Annotated in this window: 16 protein-coding genes; 5 read left to right on the forward strand and 11 right to left on the reverse strand. The window is 70.8% G+C overall.

Going from position 1 to position 18478, the window contains the following annotated elements:
- Positions 1–8 precede the first annotated feature (8 nt).
- Positions 9–1379, reverse strand: coding sequence for a class I SAM-dependent RNA methyltransferase (locus IEX31_RS03380; RefSeq protein ID WP_188742023.1), 1371 nt, complete (start codon positions 1377–1379; stop codon positions 9–11).
- 46 nt (positions 1380–1425) lie between these two features.
- Between IEX31_RS03380 and IEX31_RS03385 the strand changes: the two genes are divergently transcribed.
- The 3 genes from IEX31_RS03385 (at position 1426) to IEX31_RS03395 (ending at position 4924) form a co-directional block, all read left to right on the forward strand.
- Positions 1426–2064 carry a Maf family protein gene (locus IEX31_RS03385; RefSeq protein WP_229662076.1) on the forward strand — a complete coding sequence of 213 codons (639 nt, stop codon included), beginning with the start codon at positions 1426–1428 and terminating at the stop codon, positions 2062–2064.
- Positions 2065–2214: 150 nt separating this feature from the next.
- A complete protein-coding gene (locus IEX31_RS03390; RefSeq protein ID WP_188742025.1) occupies positions 2215–3990 on the forward strand; it encodes an acetyl/propionyl/methylcrotonyl-CoA carboxylase subunit alpha in 1776 nt (591 codons plus the stop codon).
- 100 nt (positions 3991–4090) lie between these two features.
- Positions 4091–4924: a class I SAM-dependent methyltransferase gene (locus tag IEX31_RS03395; protein ID WP_188742026.1), complete on the forward strand. Its 834-nt coding sequence runs from the start codon at positions 4091–4093 to the stop codon at positions 4922–4924.
- Between the two features lie 69 nt (positions 4925–4993).
- On the opposite strand, the gene IEX31_RS03400 is transcribed toward IEX31_RS03395, so the two are convergent.
- On the reverse strand, positions 4994–6424 hold the full coding sequence (locus IEX31_RS03400; RefSeq protein WP_188742027.1) for an NAD(P)H-quinone dehydrogenase: 1431 nt from the start codon (positions 6422–6424) through the stop codon (positions 4994–4996).
- Between the two features lie 85 nt (positions 6425–6509).
- Between IEX31_RS03400 and IEX31_RS03405 the strand changes: the two genes are divergently transcribed.
- Positions 6510–7337, forward strand: coding sequence for a purine-nucleoside phosphorylase (locus IEX31_RS03405; RefSeq protein ID WP_188742028.1), 828 nt, complete (start codon positions 6510–6512; stop codon positions 7335–7337).
- A 10-nt stretch (positions 7338–7347) separates the two neighbouring features.
- Positions 7348–9054, forward strand: a complete 1707-nt coding sequence (locus IEX31_RS03410) for a phospho-sugar mutase (protein ID WP_188742029.1) — start codon at positions 7348–7350, stop codon at positions 9052–9054.
- Between the two features lie 44 nt (positions 9055–9098).
- Here the strand turns inward: IEX31_RS03410 and IEX31_RS03415 are convergent, their stop codons facing one another.
- From IEX31_RS03415 to IEX31_RS03455, 9 genes are all read right to left on the reverse strand, one after another.
- Entirely contained in the window at positions 9099–9383 is a 285-nt protein-coding gene (locus IEX31_RS03415; RefSeq protein ID WP_188742030.1) for a PTS sugar transporter subunit IIB, read from the reverse strand.
- Positions 9380–9856 carry a PTS sugar transporter subunit IIA gene (locus IEX31_RS03420; RefSeq protein WP_188742031.1) on the reverse strand — a complete coding sequence of 159 codons (477 nt, stop codon included), beginning with the start codon at positions 9854–9856 and terminating at the stop codon, positions 9380–9382. Before IEX31_RS03420 ends, IEX31_RS03415 begins: the two co-directional genes overlap by 4 nt.
- A gap of 45 nt (positions 9857–9901) precedes the next feature.
- Positions 9902–11023, reverse strand: coding sequence for an adenosine deaminase (locus IEX31_RS03425; RefSeq protein ID WP_229662077.1), 1122 nt, complete (start codon positions 11021–11023; stop codon positions 9902–9904).
- 118 nt (positions 11024–11141) lie between these two features.
- On the reverse strand, positions 11142–12443 hold the full coding sequence (locus IEX31_RS03430) for a thymidine phosphorylase (RefSeq protein ID WP_188742032.1): 1302 nt from the start codon (positions 12441–12443) through the stop codon (positions 11142–11144).
- Positions 12440–12859: a cytidine deaminase gene (locus IEX31_RS03435; protein ID WP_188742033.1), complete on the reverse strand. Its 420-nt coding sequence runs from the start codon at positions 12857–12859 to the stop codon at positions 12440–12442. Before IEX31_RS03435 ends, IEX31_RS03430 begins: the two co-directional genes overlap by 4 nt.
- A 58-nt stretch (positions 12860–12917) precedes the next feature.
- Complete coding sequence (locus IEX31_RS03440; RefSeq protein ID WP_188742034.1) at positions 12918–14207, reverse strand: ABC transporter permease; 1290 nt, start codon at positions 14205–14207, stop codon at positions 12918–12920.
- The gene (locus IEX31_RS03445; RefSeq protein WP_188742035.1) at positions 14204–15577 is read right to left on the reverse strand and encodes an ABC transporter permease; all 1374 of its coding nucleotides are present in this window, start codon (positions 15575–15577) and stop codon (positions 14204–14206) included. The genes IEX31_RS03440 and IEX31_RS03445 overlap by 4 nt, the downstream gene beginning before the upstream one ends.
- On the reverse strand, positions 15574–17091 hold the full coding sequence (locus IEX31_RS03450) for an ABC transporter ATP-binding protein (RefSeq protein WP_188742036.1): 1518 nt from the start codon (positions 17089–17091) through the stop codon (positions 15574–15576). The genes IEX31_RS03445 and IEX31_RS03450 overlap by 4 nt, the downstream gene beginning before the upstream one ends.
- 167 nt (positions 17092–17258) lie before the next feature.
- Positions 17259–18350 carry a BMP family lipoprotein gene (locus tag IEX31_RS03455; RefSeq protein ID WP_188742037.1) on the reverse strand — a complete coding sequence of 364 codons (1092 nt, stop codon included), beginning with the start codon at positions 18348–18350 and terminating at the stop codon, positions 17259–17261.
- Positions 18351–18478: the final 128 nt, after the last annotated feature.

Here is an 18478-nt window from a genome sequence, read left to right on the forward strand (position 1 = left end):
CCCGTCAGTCACACGATAGCGGTGAGTCTCGCCACGGCCTCGACGTGGTGCGTGTTCGGGAAGAGATCGAACGCCCGCACCTCCACGAGCTCGTAGCCGCGTTCCCGCAGGAGCCCGACGTCGCGCGCGAGCGCCACCGGGTCGCACGCCACGTAGACCAGCTGCCGCGGCGCCAGCTCGGCGAGCCGCTCGATGACGTGGCGGCCCGCTCCCGACCGCGGCGGGTCGAGCACGACCGTCGCGTCGCGGAACCGCGCCCGGTCCGCGGCCAGCGCCCCGTTCCCCGCTTCCGCGGCGAGGTCGTCGAGGAAGCGGTCGACCCTGACGGTGACCGCCCGCGCGCCGACCCAGTCCGCGAGGTTCGCCCCCGCGTGCTCGGTCGCGCGCGCGTCGGACTCGACCGAGGTGATGCGCACCGTCTCGCCGAAGCGGTCGCCGATCGCGGCCGCGAGCAGGCCGACGCCTCCGTACAGGTCGAGGTTGGCGGCGCGCGGGTCGAACAGGTCGGCGTCCACGAGTTCCTGCACGGCCCGCGTCAGCGTCGCAGCCGCGCCGCGATGCACCTGCCAGAACCCGTCGCGGTCGAGGCGGAACCGGCGGTCGCCGACCCGCTCCTCGATCGTCGGACGGGCGGCTCGCGGCATCCGCTCGCCCGTGACGACCACGACCTCGGGATCCCCGACGCTCGGCGCCACCAGGTCAACGGCGCGCGCGCCCGGGAAACGCTCGGCGATCGGAGCGATGCGCGCGAGCTCGGGCACGGCGAGCGGCACGGATGCCACGGGCACGACCGTGTGGCTGCGGGCCGCGTAGGGTCCGACCGTGCCGTCACCGGCCACGTGCAGCCGCATCCGCGTGCGGTAGCCCGTGCCGAGGTCGAGCGACGCGCCGAGGGCGAGTGCCGGATCGACGGGGCGCACGGGCGTGTCGAGCTCGACCCCGCCCATGCGCGCGAGCGCGTCGCGGAGCACCTCGGCCTTGAGGTCGCGCTGGCGATCCACCCGGATGTGCCCGAACTCGGCGCCGCCCGCCCTCTGCTCAGGCGCCCGCTCGACGGATGCCTCGGGCCACACGTGCGGCCGCCGGTCGGCCGACGCGCGCAGCACCTCGAGCGTCTCGGCGCGCCAGTACCGGTCGTGCTGCACGTCGGTGACGCGGGCGACGACCCGCTCGCCGGGGATCGCGTCGGCGACGAACACGACGCGTCCCTCGTGGTGGGCGACGAAGACGCCGCCGTGGGCGACCCGCTCGACCTCGAGCTCGATGACGGGTCCGTCGACGGCGGGTTGCGGGTGGTGAGCCTGCGCCGGCCGCGCTGGGCCGCGCGGCGCGCTGCGCCTCCTGGCGGCGGGGCGGCGGGGTCGACGGGGCTCTGCCATGCTTCGAGCATTCCACAGCCCGCGCGGCAGGCGGCAGGATGGGAGGGTGCGCCTCTACCTCGCCTCGACCTCCCCCGCCCGCCTGCAGACGCTCCGGGCGTCCGGGATCGAGCCGGTCGCGGTCGCGCCGGGCGTCGACGAGGAGGCGGTCGTCGCGGCGCGGGAGGCGGCATCCGGTCCGCTCGAACCCGCCGACCTGGTGCAGGTGCTCGCACGGGCGAAGGCCGAGGCGATCGTCGGCACCGCCGTCGACGGGGAGCCCATCGACGGGCTCATCCTCGGCGGCGACTCGGCGTTCCTCACCGGCGGCGCGCTGCACGGCAAGCCGTACCGTCCCGACGTCGCGAAGGCGCGCTGGCTCGCGCAGAACGGCGGGCACGGCGACCTCTGGTCGGGTCACTGGCTCATCGACCACCGCGACGGCTCGGCGCGCGCCGCCGTCGGGCGTCCGGATGTCGCGACCGTGCGCTTCGCGGCGCTCGACGAGTCCGAGATCGACGCCTACATCGCGACCGAGGAACCGCTGCTCGTCGCGGGCGCGTTCACCATCGACAGCCTGGGCGGCCCGTTCATCCGCCGTGTCGAGGGCGACCCGTCGACCGTCGTGGGCCTCTCGCTGTCCACGCTCCGCGACCTCGTCCGGGAGCTCGGCGTCGAGTGGCCGTCGCTCTGGAACCGGCGCTGACGCCACGGCCACCCAGGCGAGCCGGTTTCGAGACGGCGCAGACGCGCCTCTTCAAAGGCGACGCCATTGTCGACGACCGCAAGGGTCGCAGGTCTTTTTTGTGGAAGCATCCCAAAGGGCCGTCGCGGCCGCCCAATAGGCTTGAGCATCATGCCGCGCATCACCAAGGTCCTCATCGCCAACCGTGGAGAGATCGCCGTACGCGTCATCCGCGCCGCCCGCGACGCCGGGATCGGGTCGGTCGCAGTGTACGCCGACCAGGATCGGGATGCCCGGCACGCGAAGCTCGCCGACGAGGCCTACGCGCTCGACGGCTCCACGAGCGGCGAGACCTACCTCGTCGTCGACAAGCTGCTCTCGGTCGCCCGCCGCTCCGGTGCCGATGCCGTGCACCCCGGTTACGGCTTCCTCGCCGAGAACCCCGACTTCGCCCGCGCCGTCATCGACGCCGGCCTCATCTGGATCGGCCCGTCGCCCGAGGCCATCGAGCGGCTCGGCGACAAGGTCTCCGCGCGTCACGTCGCCGAGAAGGTCGGCGCACCGCTGGCGCCGGGAACCCTCAACCCGGTGGCGGATGCCTCGGAGGTGCTCGACTTCGTCGACGTGCACGGGCTTCCCGTGGCGATCAAGGCCGCCTTCGGCGGCGGCGGCCGCGGCCTCAAGGTCGCCCGCACTCGCGAGGAGGTGCCCGAGCTCTTCGACTCGGCCACCCGCGAGGCCGTCGCGGCATTCGGACGCGGCGAGTGCTTCGTCGAGAAGTACCTCGACAGGCCGCGCCACGTCGAGACCCAGTGCCTCGCCGACGAGCACGGCAACGTCGTCGTCGTGTCCACTCGCGACTGCTCGCTGCAGCGCCGGCACCAGAAGCTCGTCGAGGAGGCGCCCGCGCCGTTCCTCACCGAGGAGCAGAACCGCCTCCTCTACGACGCGTCGAAGGCGATCCTCCGCGAGGCGGGCTACGTCGGCGCCGGCACGTGCGAGTTCCTCATCGGCCAGGACGGCACCGTCTCGTTCCTCGAGGTGAACACTCGCCTGCAGGTCGAGCACCCGGTCTCCGAGGAGGTCACCGGCCTCGACCTCGTGCGCGAGCAGTTCCGCCTCGCCGAGGGCGGCGCGCTCGACTACCCCGACCCCGTCACCACGGGGCACTCGATCGAGTTCCGCATCAACGGCGAGGACCCGGGCCATGGCTTCCTGCCCGCGCCCGGTCCGGTGCACCAGCTCCGGTTCCCGGGCGGCCCCGGCATCCGCATCGACTCCGGCGTGACCACCGGCGACGAGATCTCGGGCGCGTTCGACTCGCTGCTCGCGAAACTCATCGTCACCGGGGCGACCCGTACGCACGCGCTCGAGCGCGCCCGCCGCGCCCTCGACGAGTTCGAGATCGCCGGGCTGCCGACCGTGCTGCCGTTCCACCGCGACATCGTGCGGAACCCCGCGTTCGCGCCCCAGGGCGACGAGCCCTTCTCGGTGTACACGCGCTGGATCGAGACCGAGTACGACAACGGGCTCGAGCCGTGGTCGGGTGAGATCGCCGAGACCTCCGATCCGGCCGCCCGCACGGGCGTCGTCGTCGAGGTCGGCGGTCGCCGCATCGAGGTGAGCCTGCCGAAGCGGCTCGTGGGTGGGGCATCCGGCACCGGGACGGCCACGGCAGGTCCCGCCCCACGCCGCCGCACCGCCTCGCACGTGGTCGACACCGCCACCGGCGACGCCGTGAAGGCGCCGATGCAAGCGACCGTCGTGAAGGTCGCGGTCGCCGAGGGCGACAAGGTCGTCAAGGGCGACCTCGTGCTCGTGCTCGAGGCGATGAAGATGGAACAGCCCATCGTCGCCCACAAGGACGGCGTCATCGGCCTCGTCAACGCAGAGGCGGGTTCGACCGTGTCGAGCGGCCACCTGCTCCTCGCGATCAACGACGCCTGAGCCGAGTTCCCACGTGGGCGGTGCCCGGCGTCTCGGAGACGTTGGACCTCCGGGCTCGCGTCGACTTGCCGCCCGCCCGCGGACCAATTAGTGTCGCCACATGGCGGGCAAGCGCGAACAGCAATCGGCGTACTCGGAGATTCAAGCCGCGATGCTCGACGAACAGTCGCGGCGTCGGAAGGCTGCGAAGATCCTGGCGGTGATCGGGCACGCCCTCGGACGGGATGACCTGTCGGGTCTGAGGGCGCTCGACGTCGGGTGCTCCACTGGGTTCATCGCCGACGAGCTGGCGTTGACCGGGGCCGACACCGTCGGCGTCGACATCGACGAGCCCGGGCTTGCGAAGGCGCGCGAGCGGTTCGGCGATCGCGTGGAGTTCCGTCTCGCGGACGGCCAGGACCTGCCGATCGAAACCGAGAGCATGGATGTGATCGTGCTGAACCACGTCTACGAGCACGTGGTCGATCCCGTGTCGCTCGTCGCCGAGATGCGCCGCGTGCTGAAGCCCGGCGGCGTGCTCTACCTCGGACTCGGCAACCGGCTCGGGATCATGGAGCCGCATTATCGCCTGCCGTTCCTCTCGTGGCTGCCGCAGAGCGCCGCGGATCGCTACATGCGTGCAACCGGCAAGGGCACCGAGTACTACGAGACCTTCCGGACCAGACCCGGTCTTCGAAGGTTGTTCGCCGACTTCGACCTCTGGGACTACACTCTGCCCGTCCTCGCAGACGCGAAGTCGTTCGCCGGCGAAGACGTCGTGCCCGACTGGGTGCGTCGAGTCCCCGAACCGGTGCTCGCTGCCGGCCTCCCCCTCGTCCCGACCTATATCTGGGTTGCCTACAAGCGGCCGGCCCGCCCCCTCGGCTCGACACTCCGCGTCCCGCCGCGGCACCTCGGACGCAACGGCGCGACCGACCCGAACAGTGCGTCGTAGTCTCTCGAGCCGTTCACGTCGATACCGGCGAGGACACAGTCGGCGATCGCGACAGCGAGTGCGACGGCCTCAGCGCACGATGTGCATGGCGCGCGCGGCATCCGTCAGCGAACCCGTCAGCGACGGGTACACAGGGAACGCCTCGGCGAACTGGTCGACGGTGAGACGGTGCTCCACTGCGAGCGCGAGCGGGAAGATGAGCTCCGACGCCTTCGGCGCCACGATGACGCCACCGATGATCGCGCCCGAGCCGTTCGACGCGAAGAGCTTCACGAAGCCGTCGCGGATCTCCATCATCTTCGCGCGCGGGTTCGAGGCGAGCGGCAGCTTGTAGATCACGCCGGGCACCACGCCCTCCTCGATGTCCTTCTGCGTCCAGCCGACGGTCGCGATCTCGGGCTGCGTGAAGATGTTCGAGGTGATGTTGCGCTCCTCGGGCGGGCTCACGAGGTCGCCCATCGCGTGGAACACCGCGGTGCGTCCCTGCATCGACGCGACCGATGCGAGGGGCACGTACGTCGTGCAGTCGCCGGCCGCGTAGATGTTCGGCATCGACGTTCGCGCAACGCGATTCACGCGAATGTGCCCGCTCTCCGAGAGCTGCACGCCGGCGTCCTCGAGACCGATGTCGCGCGTGTTCGGCACCGACCCGACCGCCATCAGGCAGTGGCTGCCGCGAACCTCCCGACCGTCCGAGAGCGTCGCCACGACCGAGTCGCCGTCGCGCACGACCGATGCGGCGCGCGACTTGTTCAGCACCGTCATGCCGTTGCGCTTGAAGACCTTCTCGATGACGGATGCCGCGTCCGCATCCTCACCGGGCAGCACCTGGTCGCGGCTCGAGATGAGCGTGACCTTCGCGCCGAGGGCCCGATACGCCGACGCGAACTCCGCGCCCGTGACGCCGGACCCCACGACGATGAGGTGCTCGGGGATCTCGGGCAGGTCGTAGACCTGCGTCCACGTGAGGATCCGCTCGCCGTCGGGCACCGCGGTGGGCAGCACGCGCGGCGTCGCGCCCACCGAGAGCACGAGCGTGTCCGCCTCGATGCGATCGAAGTCGGTGCCGCCCCTCGCGGTCGCCACGATGATGGCGTTCGAGCCGTCGAGTCGGCCCTCGCCCTGCACGAGGCGCACGCCCGCGTCGAGCAGGTTCGAGCGCATGTCCTCCGACTGCTGGGCGGCGAGGCCGAGGAGCCGCTTGTTCACGGCGGCGAGGTTGATCGCGACGTCGGGCTTCACGGCCTTGTCGTGGGCGCCCCTCGCATAGAACTGCACGCCGAGGTCGGCGGCCTCCTTGACCGCGTTCGACGCCTCGGCGGTGGCGATGAGCGACTTCGAGGGCACCACGTCGGTGAGCACGGCCGAGCCGCCGACGCCCGCCCGCTCGACGAGGGTGACCTCGGCGCCGAGCTGCGCGCCCGCGAGGGCCGCCTCGTAGCCGCCGGGCCCCCCGCCGAGGACCGCGATCCGTTGCGTGCGCTCGAACTCGTAGGCCATGCTCACATTCTGTCGCATCACCGCGTCAGGCCCGCGCTCGCGCATCGCGCTGCAGCGGCATCCGACCGCTCATTAGAGTGGTGGGATGCACGCTGCCAACCCCCTCGACGACCCCAACGCCGATCCCTTCGCCGTCGCCGCCGAAGCCGCCGCGAAGATCGCCGAGATCACCGGCGTCGCCCGTCACGACGTCGCGCTCACCCTCGGCAGCGGCTGGGGCAGCGCCGCCGAGCTGATCGGCGAGACCACCCAAACGTTCCCGGCCACCGAGGTGCCGGGCTTCTCGGCCCCGGCGCTCGAGGGCCACGGCGGCACGCTCAGGTCGGTGGCCCTGCCGAGCGGCAGGCGCGCGCTCGTGATCGGCGCACGCACGCACTTCTATGAGGGACACGGCGTGCGGCGCGTGGTGCACTCGGTGCGCACCGCGGCGGCTGCCGGGGCGACGACGATGATCCTCACCAACGGCGCCGGCGGCATCAAGGAGCACTGGACGCCCGGCACGCCCGTGCTCATCAGCGACCACATCAACCTGACCGCCGCTTCGCCGCTCGAGGGCGCCACGTTCGTCGACCTCACCGACCTGTACTCGCGGCGCCTGCGCGACCTCGCCCACTCGATCGACCCGAGCTTCGACGAGGGTGTGTACGTGCAGTTCCGCGGCCCGCAGTACGAGACGCCGGCCGAGGTGCAGATGGCGAAGACCATCGGCGGCCACCTCGTGGGCATGTCGACCGCGCTCGAGGCCATCGCGGCGCGCCAGGCCGGCATGGAGGTGCTCGGCATGTCGCTCGTGACCAACCTCGCCGCGGGTATCCAGCAGATGCCGCTCAGCCACGAGGAGGTGCTCGAGGCCGGCCGCGCCGCCGAGCCGGTGATCTCGGCCCTGCTCGCGAAGATCGTCGGCGAACTCTAGGAGGCACCGGATGCCGCAGCCGAACCCCGCCGACGCCGAGCGTGTCGCCCTCGCCGAGGCGTGGATCGCGCAGGATCCCGACCCCGAGACCCGCGCGGAGCTCGCGGCGCTCGTGGAGGCCGCCCGCACGGGCGACCCCGAGGCATCCGCCGACCTCGCCGACCGCTTCGACACGCGCCTCGCGTTCGGCACCGCGGGCCTTCGCGGCGAGATCGCCGCGGGCCCGAACCGGATGAACCGGGTGCTCGTTTCGCAGGCCGCCGCCGGCCTGGCCGGCTACCTGCTCGAGCACGCCGAGCCCGGCGCGACGCCGTCGGTCGTGGTCGGCTACGACGGCCGCAAGAACTCGGCCGTGTTCGCCCGCGACTCGGCGGCGATCATGGCGGGCGCCGGCGTGCGCGCCGTGCTCCTGCCCCAGATGCTGCCGACGCCCGTGCTCGCGTTCGCGGTGCGGCACCTCGGCACCTCGGCGGGCGTCATGGTCACCGCGTCGCACAACCCGCCGAACGACAACGGGTACAAGGTCTATCTCGGCGGCGGCGACCAGGGCTCGCAGATCGTGGCGCCCGCCGACGCCGAGATCGCCGCGCACATCCTGCGCGTCGCCGAGTCGACGACGGTGCCGCAGCTGCCCCGCGGCGACTTCGAGACCGCACCCGAGGCGGTCATCGACGAGTACGTGCGGCAGACGGCGCTCGTCGCCGACACCCCGTCGGCGCAGCCCCGCGTGGTGTACACGGCCATGCACGGCGTCGGGTGGGAGACGACCGCACGCGTGCTCGCGGTCGCCGGGTTCGACGCGCCCGCCGTCGTCGACGACCAGATCTCACCCGATCCCGCCTTCCCGACCGTCGCGTTCCCGAACCCCGAGGAGCCCGGGGCGATGGACCTCAGCTTCGCCCGCGCCCGTCAGTCGGGCGCGGAGCTGGTCATCGCGAACGATCCCGACGCCGACCGGCTCGCCGTCGCGATCCCCGACGCGGATTCGACCGAGGGGTACCGCCGCCTCACCGGCAACGAGGTCGGTCTCCTCCTCGGCTGGCGGGCGGCCCGCCGTACCGCTGCCGGCGCAGCACGGGGATTCCACGGCGCGCTCGCCTGCTCGATCGTCTCGTCGCCCGGACTGGAAGCCGTCGCGCGCGCGTACGACCTGGACTTCCAGGCCACCCTCACGGGCTTCAAGTGGATCTCACGCGCGCCCGACCTCGTGTTCGGATTCGAGGAGGCGCTCGGCTATCTCGTGAACCCCGAGACCGTGCGCGACAAGGACGGCATCTCGGCGGCGGTCGCGTTCCTCTCGCTCGCCGCCGAGCTGAAGGCGGCCGGGAAGACCGTCGCCGATCATCTCGATGAGTTCATCGAGCGGTTCGGATGCCACGCCTCCGCGCAGATCTCACTGCGCGTCACCGACCTCTCCCGCATCGGCGAGATCATGGCGCGCCTGCGCGCCGAGCCGCCCGCCGTCGTCGACGGCATCCGCGTGCAGCGGATCGAGGATCTCGCCGACGGCTTCGGCACGCTCCCGCCGTCGGACGTGCTGCGCATCGTGCTCGATGGAGGCGGCCGGGTGATGGTTCGCCCGAGCGGCACGGAGCCGAAGCTCAAGGTCTACATCGACGCGGTCGGCACCGATGGCTCGGTCGCGGAGCGTCGCGCGGCGGCATCCGACGCGGTGGCCCGCATCGAGGCCGGCATGCGGGAGCTCATCGGGGATTGAGGAGGCCGCCGCACGCGCTCCCGCAGCCCGCGGCGCGGACGGCGTCAGCCCAGCGAGGCCTCGAGCCTGCCTGCGATCTCCTCGACGTCGAAGTAGTTGACGACCTCGATGATCTCGGCATGGCTTCGTCCGATCGCCGCGCGCACCGCGTCGGCGAGCTCGGTCGACGTGAGGATCACCTGGGCGTCGGCTGCGGCATCCGCCACCCTCGCGAGGTCGCTCGCGCTCACGTCGGCCGAGAGGCCGAGCCGCGACAGGGCGCGCTCGGCGTTGACCTGCAGGATCGCGGAGGTGCCGGTGCCGGCACCGCAGACGGCGACGATCCTCATGCGCCCACCGCTCCGTCGACGGCGGTGGCCTCGAGGCCCAGCAGTTCGCGCACCTCGGCGGGCGATGCCGCGCGGGCGATGCGGCCGACGATGCGCTGGTCGTTGAACGCGTTCGCGAGCCGAGCGACGGATGCCACGTGCTCCTCCGCGCTGGAGACGGCGAGACCGACGACGACCCGCACGGGGTCGTTGTGCGGATGGCCGAACGCCACCGGGTCGGCGAGGGTGACGACCGCGAGTCCCTCATGCCGGACGTCGGGACCGGGTCGTGCGTGCGCGAGGGCGAGTCCCGGGGCGATCACCACGTAGGCCCCGAACTCCTCGATCACGGCGACCATGCGGTCGGCGTACTCGGCCCGGGTGGCACCCGAGCGGGCGAGCGCCCGGCCCGCCGCGCGCACCGCGGCGCGCCAGTCGGCGACCTGGACGCCGAGCACCACGGCGTTGTCGGGAAGCGGCGGCAGCGGGGACATGCGGATCCGATCAGGCGGCGGAGAGGGGAGGCCCGGTGAGCGGGTTCAGGCTCGGTCGAAGCCGTCCTGGATGAGCTCGACGAGCTCCTCGCGGTCATCGAGGGGCAGGAAGGACGCGGCGGCGGCGTTGAGCTGGAAGGTCTCGAAGTCCTCGAGGTCGTAGCCGAAGGCGTCGCTCAGGAGCGCGAGCTCGCGCGTGAGGCTGGTGCCGCTCTGCAGGCGGTTGTCGGCGTTCACCGTCACTCGGAAGCCGAGTTGGTAGAGGAGGTCGAACGGGTGGTCGACGAGCTCATCGCCCCACGCCGCGATGGCGCCGGTCTGCAGATTCGACGAGGGGCTGGTCTCGAGGGCGATCTCACGGTCGCGGACCCACTGCGCGACCGGACCGAGTGACACGTAGGTGTTCTCGTCGTCCTGCCGCTCGATCATGAGGTCCTCGGCGATGCGCACGCCGTGGCCGAGCCGAAGCGCCCGGCCGTCGAAGAGTGCGCTGCGGATGGAGTCGAGTCCGTCGGCCTCCCCCGCGTGCACGGTGACCGGGACGAACTGGGCGGCGAGGAAGTCGAACGCGGTGCGATGCCGGCTGGGCAGGAAGCCCGCCTCGGGACCGGCGATGTCGAAGCCGACGACCCCGCGGTCGCGGTGACGCACCGCGAGTTCGGCGATCTCGAGACTGCGGTCGTTGTGACGCATGGCCGTGACGAGCTGACCGGCCCGGATGCCGCGGCCCTGGTGCCGTGCGTCGTCGATGCCCTGCTCGATGCCCGCCTGCACGGCCTCGACGACCTCGTCGAGGAGGAGGCCGCGTGCGAGGTGCTGCTCGGGCGCCCACCGGATCTCACCGTAGATCACGCCGTCGACGGCGAGGTCCTGCACGAACTCGCGCGCCACGCGAGTGAGGCCCGCGCGCGTCTGCATGACGGCCGTCGTGAGGTCGAACGTCTTCAGGTACTCCACGAGCGAACCGGAGTTGGACTGCTCCGCGAACCACGTCTCGAGGCCCTCGGCGTCGGACGCGGGCACCTCGAGCCCGAGCTCATCGGCGAGCTCGAGCAGGGTCTGCGGGCGCAGCCCGCCGTCGAGGTGGTCGTGCAGCGAGATCTTCGGCAGGTCCTGGATGTTCGTGCCGTCGCCCTCGAGGCGATACTCCGTCGGAATCGTGTTCACGACTCAACGATAGCGGCGCGTCCGTCGCGAAGTCTCGGCATTCTCGAAGCTCGCCGCACCCCCCTTCGCGGGCGGTGACGCCGGATCTCGGGAATGGCGGACCGCAGCCCGGCGACGATCACCGGCCGATGCGGTCGGCGATCAACGGACCGCCGTCGTGGATCGGGTCGCCGTCGTCGCCGATGCGGTACGCACCCTCGACGGCCTCCAGCGCACGGGCGAAACGCTCGGGCTCGTCGGCGTGCAGGGTGAAGAGCGGCTCGCCCGTTCGCACCGCCTCGCCGGGCTTGGCGTGCAGGTCGATGCCCGCGGCGTGCTGCACGGGGTCCTGCTTGCGAGCGCGACCGGCGCCCAGACGCCATGCCGCGATGCCGAACGGCAGCGCCTCCTGGGCCACGAGCACTCCGTCGCGGTCGGCGGTCACGACGTGCTGCTCCCGGGCGACCGGCAGGGCGGCGTCGGGGTCTCCGCCCTGGGCGCGGATGGCCCGGCGCCACGTGTCCATGGCGCGGCCGTCGTCGAGCGCGGACTCCACGTCGGCGTCGCGCACTCCGGCGAGGGCGAGCATCTCCCGGGCGAGCGCCAGCGTGAGCTCGCGGACATCGGCGGGCCCGCCGCCGGCGAGCACCTCCACCGACTCGCGCACCTCGTTCGCGTTGCCGATCGTGCGGCCGAGCGGCACGTTCATGTTCGTGATGAGCGCGCTGGTCGCGACTCCGGCGTCCTCGCCGAGCTCGACCATGGTTCGGGCGAGCTCGCGCGAGCGCTCGATGTCCTGCAGGAATGCTCCCGAGCCGAACTTCACGTCGAGCACGAGCGCGCCGGTGCCCTCGGCGATCTTCTTCGACATGATCGACGACGCGATCAGCGGGATCGCCTCGACGGTGCCGGTGATGTCGCGGAGCGCGTACAGCTTCTTGTCGGCCGGCGCGAGCCCCGAGCCGGCGGCGCAGATGACGCCGCCGACGTCGCGCAGCTGCGCGAACATCTCGTCGTTGGTGAGGTCGGCACGCCATCCCGGGATCGACTCCAGCTTGTCGAGCGTGCCGCCGGTGTGGCCGAGACCACGGCCCGAGAGCTGGGGCACTGCGACCCCGAAGCTCGCGACGAGCGGCATGAGCGGGAGCGTGATCTTGTCGCCGACACCGCCCGTGGAGTGCTTGTCGCTCGTCGGCTTGCCGAGCTTCGAGAAGTCCATGCGCTCGCCCGATGCGATCATCGCCATGGTGAGGTCGCGGATCTCGCGGCGCGACATGCCGTTCAGGAAGATCGCCATCGTCATGGCCGACATCTGCTCGTCGGCGACGTACCCGCGCGTGTAGGCGTCGATGAGCCAGTCGATCTCGAGGGTCTCGAGTTCGTGGCCGTCGCGCTTGGCGCGGATCAGGTCGACGGCGTCGTACGACTCGACCGCGGTCACGAGCGTGCCCCGTGGAACTCGGCGAGCTGGCGCGGGCCGAACGCGTCGGGAAGGACCTCGTCGATGGTCCTCACGCCCGAGACCGTCTCGAGGAGCATGTCCTCGGCTGAGTGCTCGTAGAGCAGCTGCCGGCAGCGGCCGCAGGGCATCAGCGTGGCCCCGTGGCCGTCGACGCACGTGAAGGCGACGAGCTTGCCGCCGCCCGACATGATGAGCGCCGAGACGAGCGAGCACTCGGCGCAGAGCGTCACCCCGTATGACGCGTTCTCCACGTTGCAGCCGCTGACGACGCGGCCGTCGTCGACGATCGCGGCGGCGCCGACGGGGAACTCGGAGTACGGCACGTATGCCTTCGCCATCGCCTCGCGCGCACGTTCGCGCAGTGACTCCCAGTCGATCGCATCCGTTTCGGTCATGGTGCTCCCCCGTTCAGGATGAGTCGGTTCGTGGTCGATCGGAACGTCTCGTCGCCGATCAGGACTTGATGTACGGTTTGCCGTCGGCCGCCGGTGCGCGCGACTTCCCGACGAAGCCGGCGACGGCGAAGATCGTCACGACGTACGGCAGCATGAGCATGAACTCGCTCGGCACTGGCGAGCCGATGACCGAGAGCGTGTTCTGCAGGTTCGAGGCGAAGCCGAACAGCAGCGCGGCGAGCGTCGCCTTGATCGGATCCCACTGGCCGAAGATCACCGCGGCCAGCGCGATGAAGCCCGCGCCCGCGGTCATCTCACGGTTGAACGCGATGCCCGATCCGATGGTGAAGAAGGTGCCGCCGAGACCGGCGATCGAGCCTGCGAGCGCGACGTTCCAGAACCGGGTGCGGTTGACGTTGATGCCGACGGTGTCGGCGGCCTGCGGATGCTCGCCGACCGCGCGGACGCGCAGGCCCCACCTGGTCTTGAAGAGACCGAACCAGACGAGCGCGACCGCGATGTACATGAGGTACACGACGAGCGTCTGGCGGAACAGGACCGGTCCGATGATCGGGATCTCGCTGAGGACGGGGATCGGCAGGCGATCGAATCGCGGCGGGGTGTTCAGGGTGGCCGCGTTCGGGGCGAGCACCTGCGAGTAGAAGAAGCTCGTGAGGCCCACGACGAGCACGTTCAGCACCACACCGACGATGACCTGGTCGACGAAGTACTTGATCGAGAACGCGGCGAGCACCATGCCCACGAGCATGCCCGCGACCATCGCGGCCACGAGTCCGAGCAACGGCTGGTCGGTGACGGATGCCACGACCGCCGCGGTGAAGGCGCCGGCGAGCAGCTGGCCCTCGATCGCGATGTTCACGACGCCCGCCCGCTCGCCGATCACGCCGGCGAGGGAGCCGAAGATGAGCGGCACGGCCAGGCTCAGCGACCCGAACAGGAGGCCGATCATCGGCAGCGACGCTCCGGCGCCGGCCCAGGTGAGGAAGCCGAACATGAACAGGATCGCGTAGACCACGACGAGCCACAGCGGCACACGTCGCTTCGAGCGCACGAGGAACGCCGAGTACGCGGTCGCGCCGGCGAGCAGCACCACGACCGTCCACAGTGCGGGCATCGCGGGGACCGTGAGCTCGGGCAGCTGGATGACGTCGTTCGGCAACGAGAGCCGGTACGTGGTGTCACCGGGCTGTGGCGCGAACGCCGCGAGGGCGAGGAGGAGGAGCGTGAAGATGCCGAACGCGATCGGCGCCTTCCAGCTCGTCACGACCGTCGTGTCCAGCGCGACGGGCTGCGGCGCGATGGGCCGCTGGTCGGCGGTGGTGCTCACTGGGCCTTCGCCTCCTTCGTGACGTTCTTGCGAGTTCGCTTCTTCCGGCCTTCGGGGTCGGGCAGGCCGAAGATCGTGCGCACGAGCGGCGGGGCCGCGATGAACAGCACGATGAGCGACTGCACGACGAGCACGATCTCGATCGGGACGCCCTCGGCCGCCTGCATCGAGAATCCGCCGGCCTTGAAGGCGCCGAACAGGATGCCGGCTGCGAAGGTCCCCCATGGCGTCGAGCGCCCGAGCAGCGCCACCGTGATCGCGTCGAACCCGATGCCGGCGTCGATGCCCGCCGTGAACCCGCTGGTGACGGTGCCGAGCACCTGGCTCACGCCGGCGAGGCCCAGGAGCGCGCCGCTGATGAGGAACGCGTAGACGTACATCCCCTTCACATTGATGCCGGCCACGCGCGCGGCGTTCGGGTTGATGCCGACCGCGCGGAACTTGAAGCCGAGGCTCGATCGGCTGAGGATCCACCAGACCAGGACGGTCGCGAGCACGGCGAGGACGAATCCGAAGTGCAGGTTGTACTGGGGGCCGAGGAGGTACGGGAAGACCGCCGTCTCCTTCATGGCCGGGGTCTTCGGGTTCGACGACCCGGGCGCCTGGAGCAGGCCCGGCGTGCGCAGCATCCACGACACCAGGTAGAACGCGACGTAGTTCAGCATGATCGTGAGGATCACCTCGTGCGCACCGGTGCGCGCCTTCAGCACGCCCGCGATGCCGGCCCAGAGCGCTCCGCCGACGATGCCGCCGAGGAGCGCGACGAGCATGTGCACGCCCCACGGCAGGTCGAAGCCGAAGGCGATCCAGCCCGCCACGGATGCCGCGATGAGCATCTGGCCGCGGCCGCCGATGTTGAACATGCCGACGCGGAACGTGAGCGCGACGCCGAGGCCGCCCGCGATGAGCGGCGTCGCGAAGGTGAGCGTCTCGGTCAGCGGCCGGATGCCGGCGAGGAACGTGTCGCGCCGGAAGTTGTAGATCGAACCCTGGAACAACGCCGAGTACGCCCCAGCCACCGAATCCCAGATGGCCGCGAAGGTGTCGCCCGGGCGCGCGAAGAAGTACCCGATCGTCTCCTGCACGCCCTCGTCGGTGAACGCGATCATGATCGCGCCGACGATGAGTGCCAGCAGCACCGCGAGCACCGAGATGATCGCGTTGCCGGTCGCGATCTGGTTGAGCATCGTGAGCCACTTCGACGGCGGCGGCACCTCGCCGCCTCCGCCGGGACCGGATGCCGTCGCGACCGCATCCTCGGCGGCGGCGCCCTGTTCGGGCGACGCCGCGGCGGGCTCCTCGATCGCGACGTCGGCGTCGGGCTGGTTCGCGCCGGGCGCATCGCCCCGCGACATCGTCGGGTCGCTCATGCGGCGGCTCCTTCTGCGGGGACTTCTCCGGCCATCATGAGGCCGAGCACGTCGCGCGGCGTTCCGCCCGGCACGATGCCCACGATGCGTCCGCGATACATGACCATGATCCGGTCGGCGAGCGCCTCGACCTCGTCGAGCTCGGTCGAGACCACGACGACGGGCACGCCCTGGTCGCGAGCCGAGACGATGCGCTTGTGGATGAACTCGATCGAGCCGACGTCGACGCCGCGCGTCGGCTGGGCCGCGACGAGGAGCCGCAGCTCCCGGCTGAGCTCCCGGGCGAGCACGACCTTCTGCTGGTTGCCACCCGACAGCTGCTCCACGAGTTCCTCGGGCTCCTGCGCGCGGATGTCGAACTCCTCGATCGTGCGCCGGGCGAACTCGGCCAGGACGCCGCGCTGGAGGTTGCCGGCCCGCACGAACGGCGGGCTCTCACTGCGGTCGAGCATGAGGTTCTCGGCGATCGTGAACCCACCGACGAGGCCGTCCTCGTTGCGGTCCTCGGGCACGAACCCGACGCCGGACTCGAGGATCTTGCGGACCCCCGCCCCCGTGAGCTCGACGCCGTCGAGCTTGATCGAGCCGTGCACGCGCGGCTGCAACCCGAGGAGGGCCTCGGTGAGCTCGGTCTGGCCGTTGCCCTGCACGCCCGCGACGGCGAGGATCTCGCCCCGCCGCACCGTGAAGCTCACGTCGTTGACGACGAGCTGGCCGATGTGGTCGACGGCGGTGAGGCCCTCGACGACGAGCGCCGGCTCGCCGAGCTTCGGCTCCTCCTTGTGCACGGTGAGCTCGACCGCGCGGCCGACCATCATCGACGCGAGTTCGGCGTTCGTCGCGGTGGGAGCGGCCTCGCCGACCACCTTGCCGAGCCGGATGACCGTGATGCGGTCGGCGACCTCGCGTACCTCGCGGAGCTTGTGGGTGATGAAGACGATGGACGTGCCGGCCTCCTTGAGCCGGCGCATCATGCCCATGAGCTCGTCGGTCTCCTGCGGGGTGAGCACCGCGGTCGGCTCGTCGAAGACGAGGACGTGCGCGTCGCGGGACAGGGCCTTGATGATCTCGACGCGCTGCTGGATGCCGACAGGGAGGTTCTCGATGAGCGCGTCGGGGTCGACGTGGAACCCGAACCTCGCGGAGATCTCGTTGACCTTCGCACGTGCGGCGTCGAGGTCGAGCACCCCGACCGCCTTGGTGGACTCGTTGCCGAGCATGACGTTCTCGGCGACCGTGAAGACGGGGATGAGCATGAAGTGCTGGTGCACCATGCCGATGCCTGCGGCCATGGCGTCGCCCGGGCCCTCGAAGTGCTGCACCACGCCGTCGAGGAGCACCTCGCCGCCGTCGGCCTGGTAGAGGCCGTAGAGCACGTTCATGAGCGTCGACTTGCCCGCGCCGTTCTCGCCGAGGAGGGCATGGATCTCGCCCGGCTCCACAGTGAGGTCGATGCGGTCGTTGGCGACCAAGCTGCCGAATCGCTTCGTGATCCCGCGAAGTTCGAGCTTCATGTCACCGATCCTAGTGAGGGTGCCGCATCCGTCGGCGATGCTGCGCGAATGTCGAAGTGGTCGGATGCCGCGTGCTCAGATGTTGGCTGTGGCGCGCCGTTGTGCATCCGAACGCCGATCGGGGAGGCCGGCTGCAGCCGGCCTCCCCGATGGGTGTGCCGTCGTCCTTACTCGGCGAGGTAGGACTTGACCTCGATGTCGCCCGCGATGATCGCGGCCCCGAGGTCGTCGAGCTCGCCCTGCAGCGTGTCGGAGACCAGCGACTCGTAGTCGTGGAACGGTGCGACGCCGACGCCCTCGTTCTCGAGCGTGCCGATGAACGGCGTCGGGTCGAAGTTGCCCTCGCCCGCGGCGACGACCGCCTCGTAGGTACCTACGTCGATGCCCTTGAGGATCGAGGTCAGCATCAGGTCGGCGACCGACGGGTCGGTCACGGTGAAGTCGGCGTCCACGCCGATCATGGCGATGTCACGGCCGGCCTCGCGGATGGCGGCTGCGGCCGACTGGTAGATCGGGCCGCCGACGGGCAGGAGCACGTCGACGTTCTGGTCGATCAGGCTCTGCGCGACCTGACGGGCGGTGTCGTTCGCCTCGAACCCGCCGGTGAAGAGGCCGTCGGTGCCGTCCCAGCCGAGGACCGTGACGCCCTTGCCCTTCTGCTCGTTGTAGTAGTCGACGCCCTGCTTGAAGCCGTCCATGAAGATCGACACCGTCGGGAAGTTCATGCCGCCGAACGTGCCCACGGTCTTGGTGGTCGTGAAGTCGGCCGCCGCGTAGCCGGCGAGGAACGCCGCCTGCGCCGTATCGAAGAGGATCGGCTTGATGTTCTCGGAGTCGACCGTGCCGTCGAAGTCGTTGTCGGCCGCGTCGTCGATGATGACGTACTCGATGTCGGGGTTCGCGAGCGCCGACTCGACGGTCGCCGCCGAGAGCGCGAAGCCGACGGTGACGATCAGGTCGCAGCCCTGGTCGACGAGGCTCGTGAGGTTCGGCGCGTAGTCGGTCTCGGACTGGGACTCGACGGTGATCGCCTCGACGCCGAGTTCGTCGGCGGCCTTGGTGATGCCCTCGAAGCCCAGCTGGTTGAAGGACTTGTCGTCGAAGCCGCCCGCGTCGGACACCATGCAGGGCAGGAAGTCGAGGGCCTCGCCCCCGTCGCCGTCCGATTCCTCGGGAGCGGATGCGCAGCCGGCGAGCAGCACGGCTGCGCCGAAGATGGCAAGACCGCTGAGGGCGGCCTTCCGTGTCGTGAACTTCACTGTGTCCTCCAAAGACTTCGCCCCAACCTCCGTGGGACTCGTGCAGTCACGTTACCGAATGTTGCCCCGGGCGCTCAGGCCCCCGGGGCAGCGGACACGCAATGGTTATGAAGACGCGACATTCTGCT

The sequence above is a fragment of the Agromyces bauzanensis genome, assembly GCF_014645655.1.
Lineage (GTDB): Bacteria > Actinomycetota > Actinomycetes > Actinomycetales > Microbacteriaceae > Agromyces > Agromyces bauzanensis.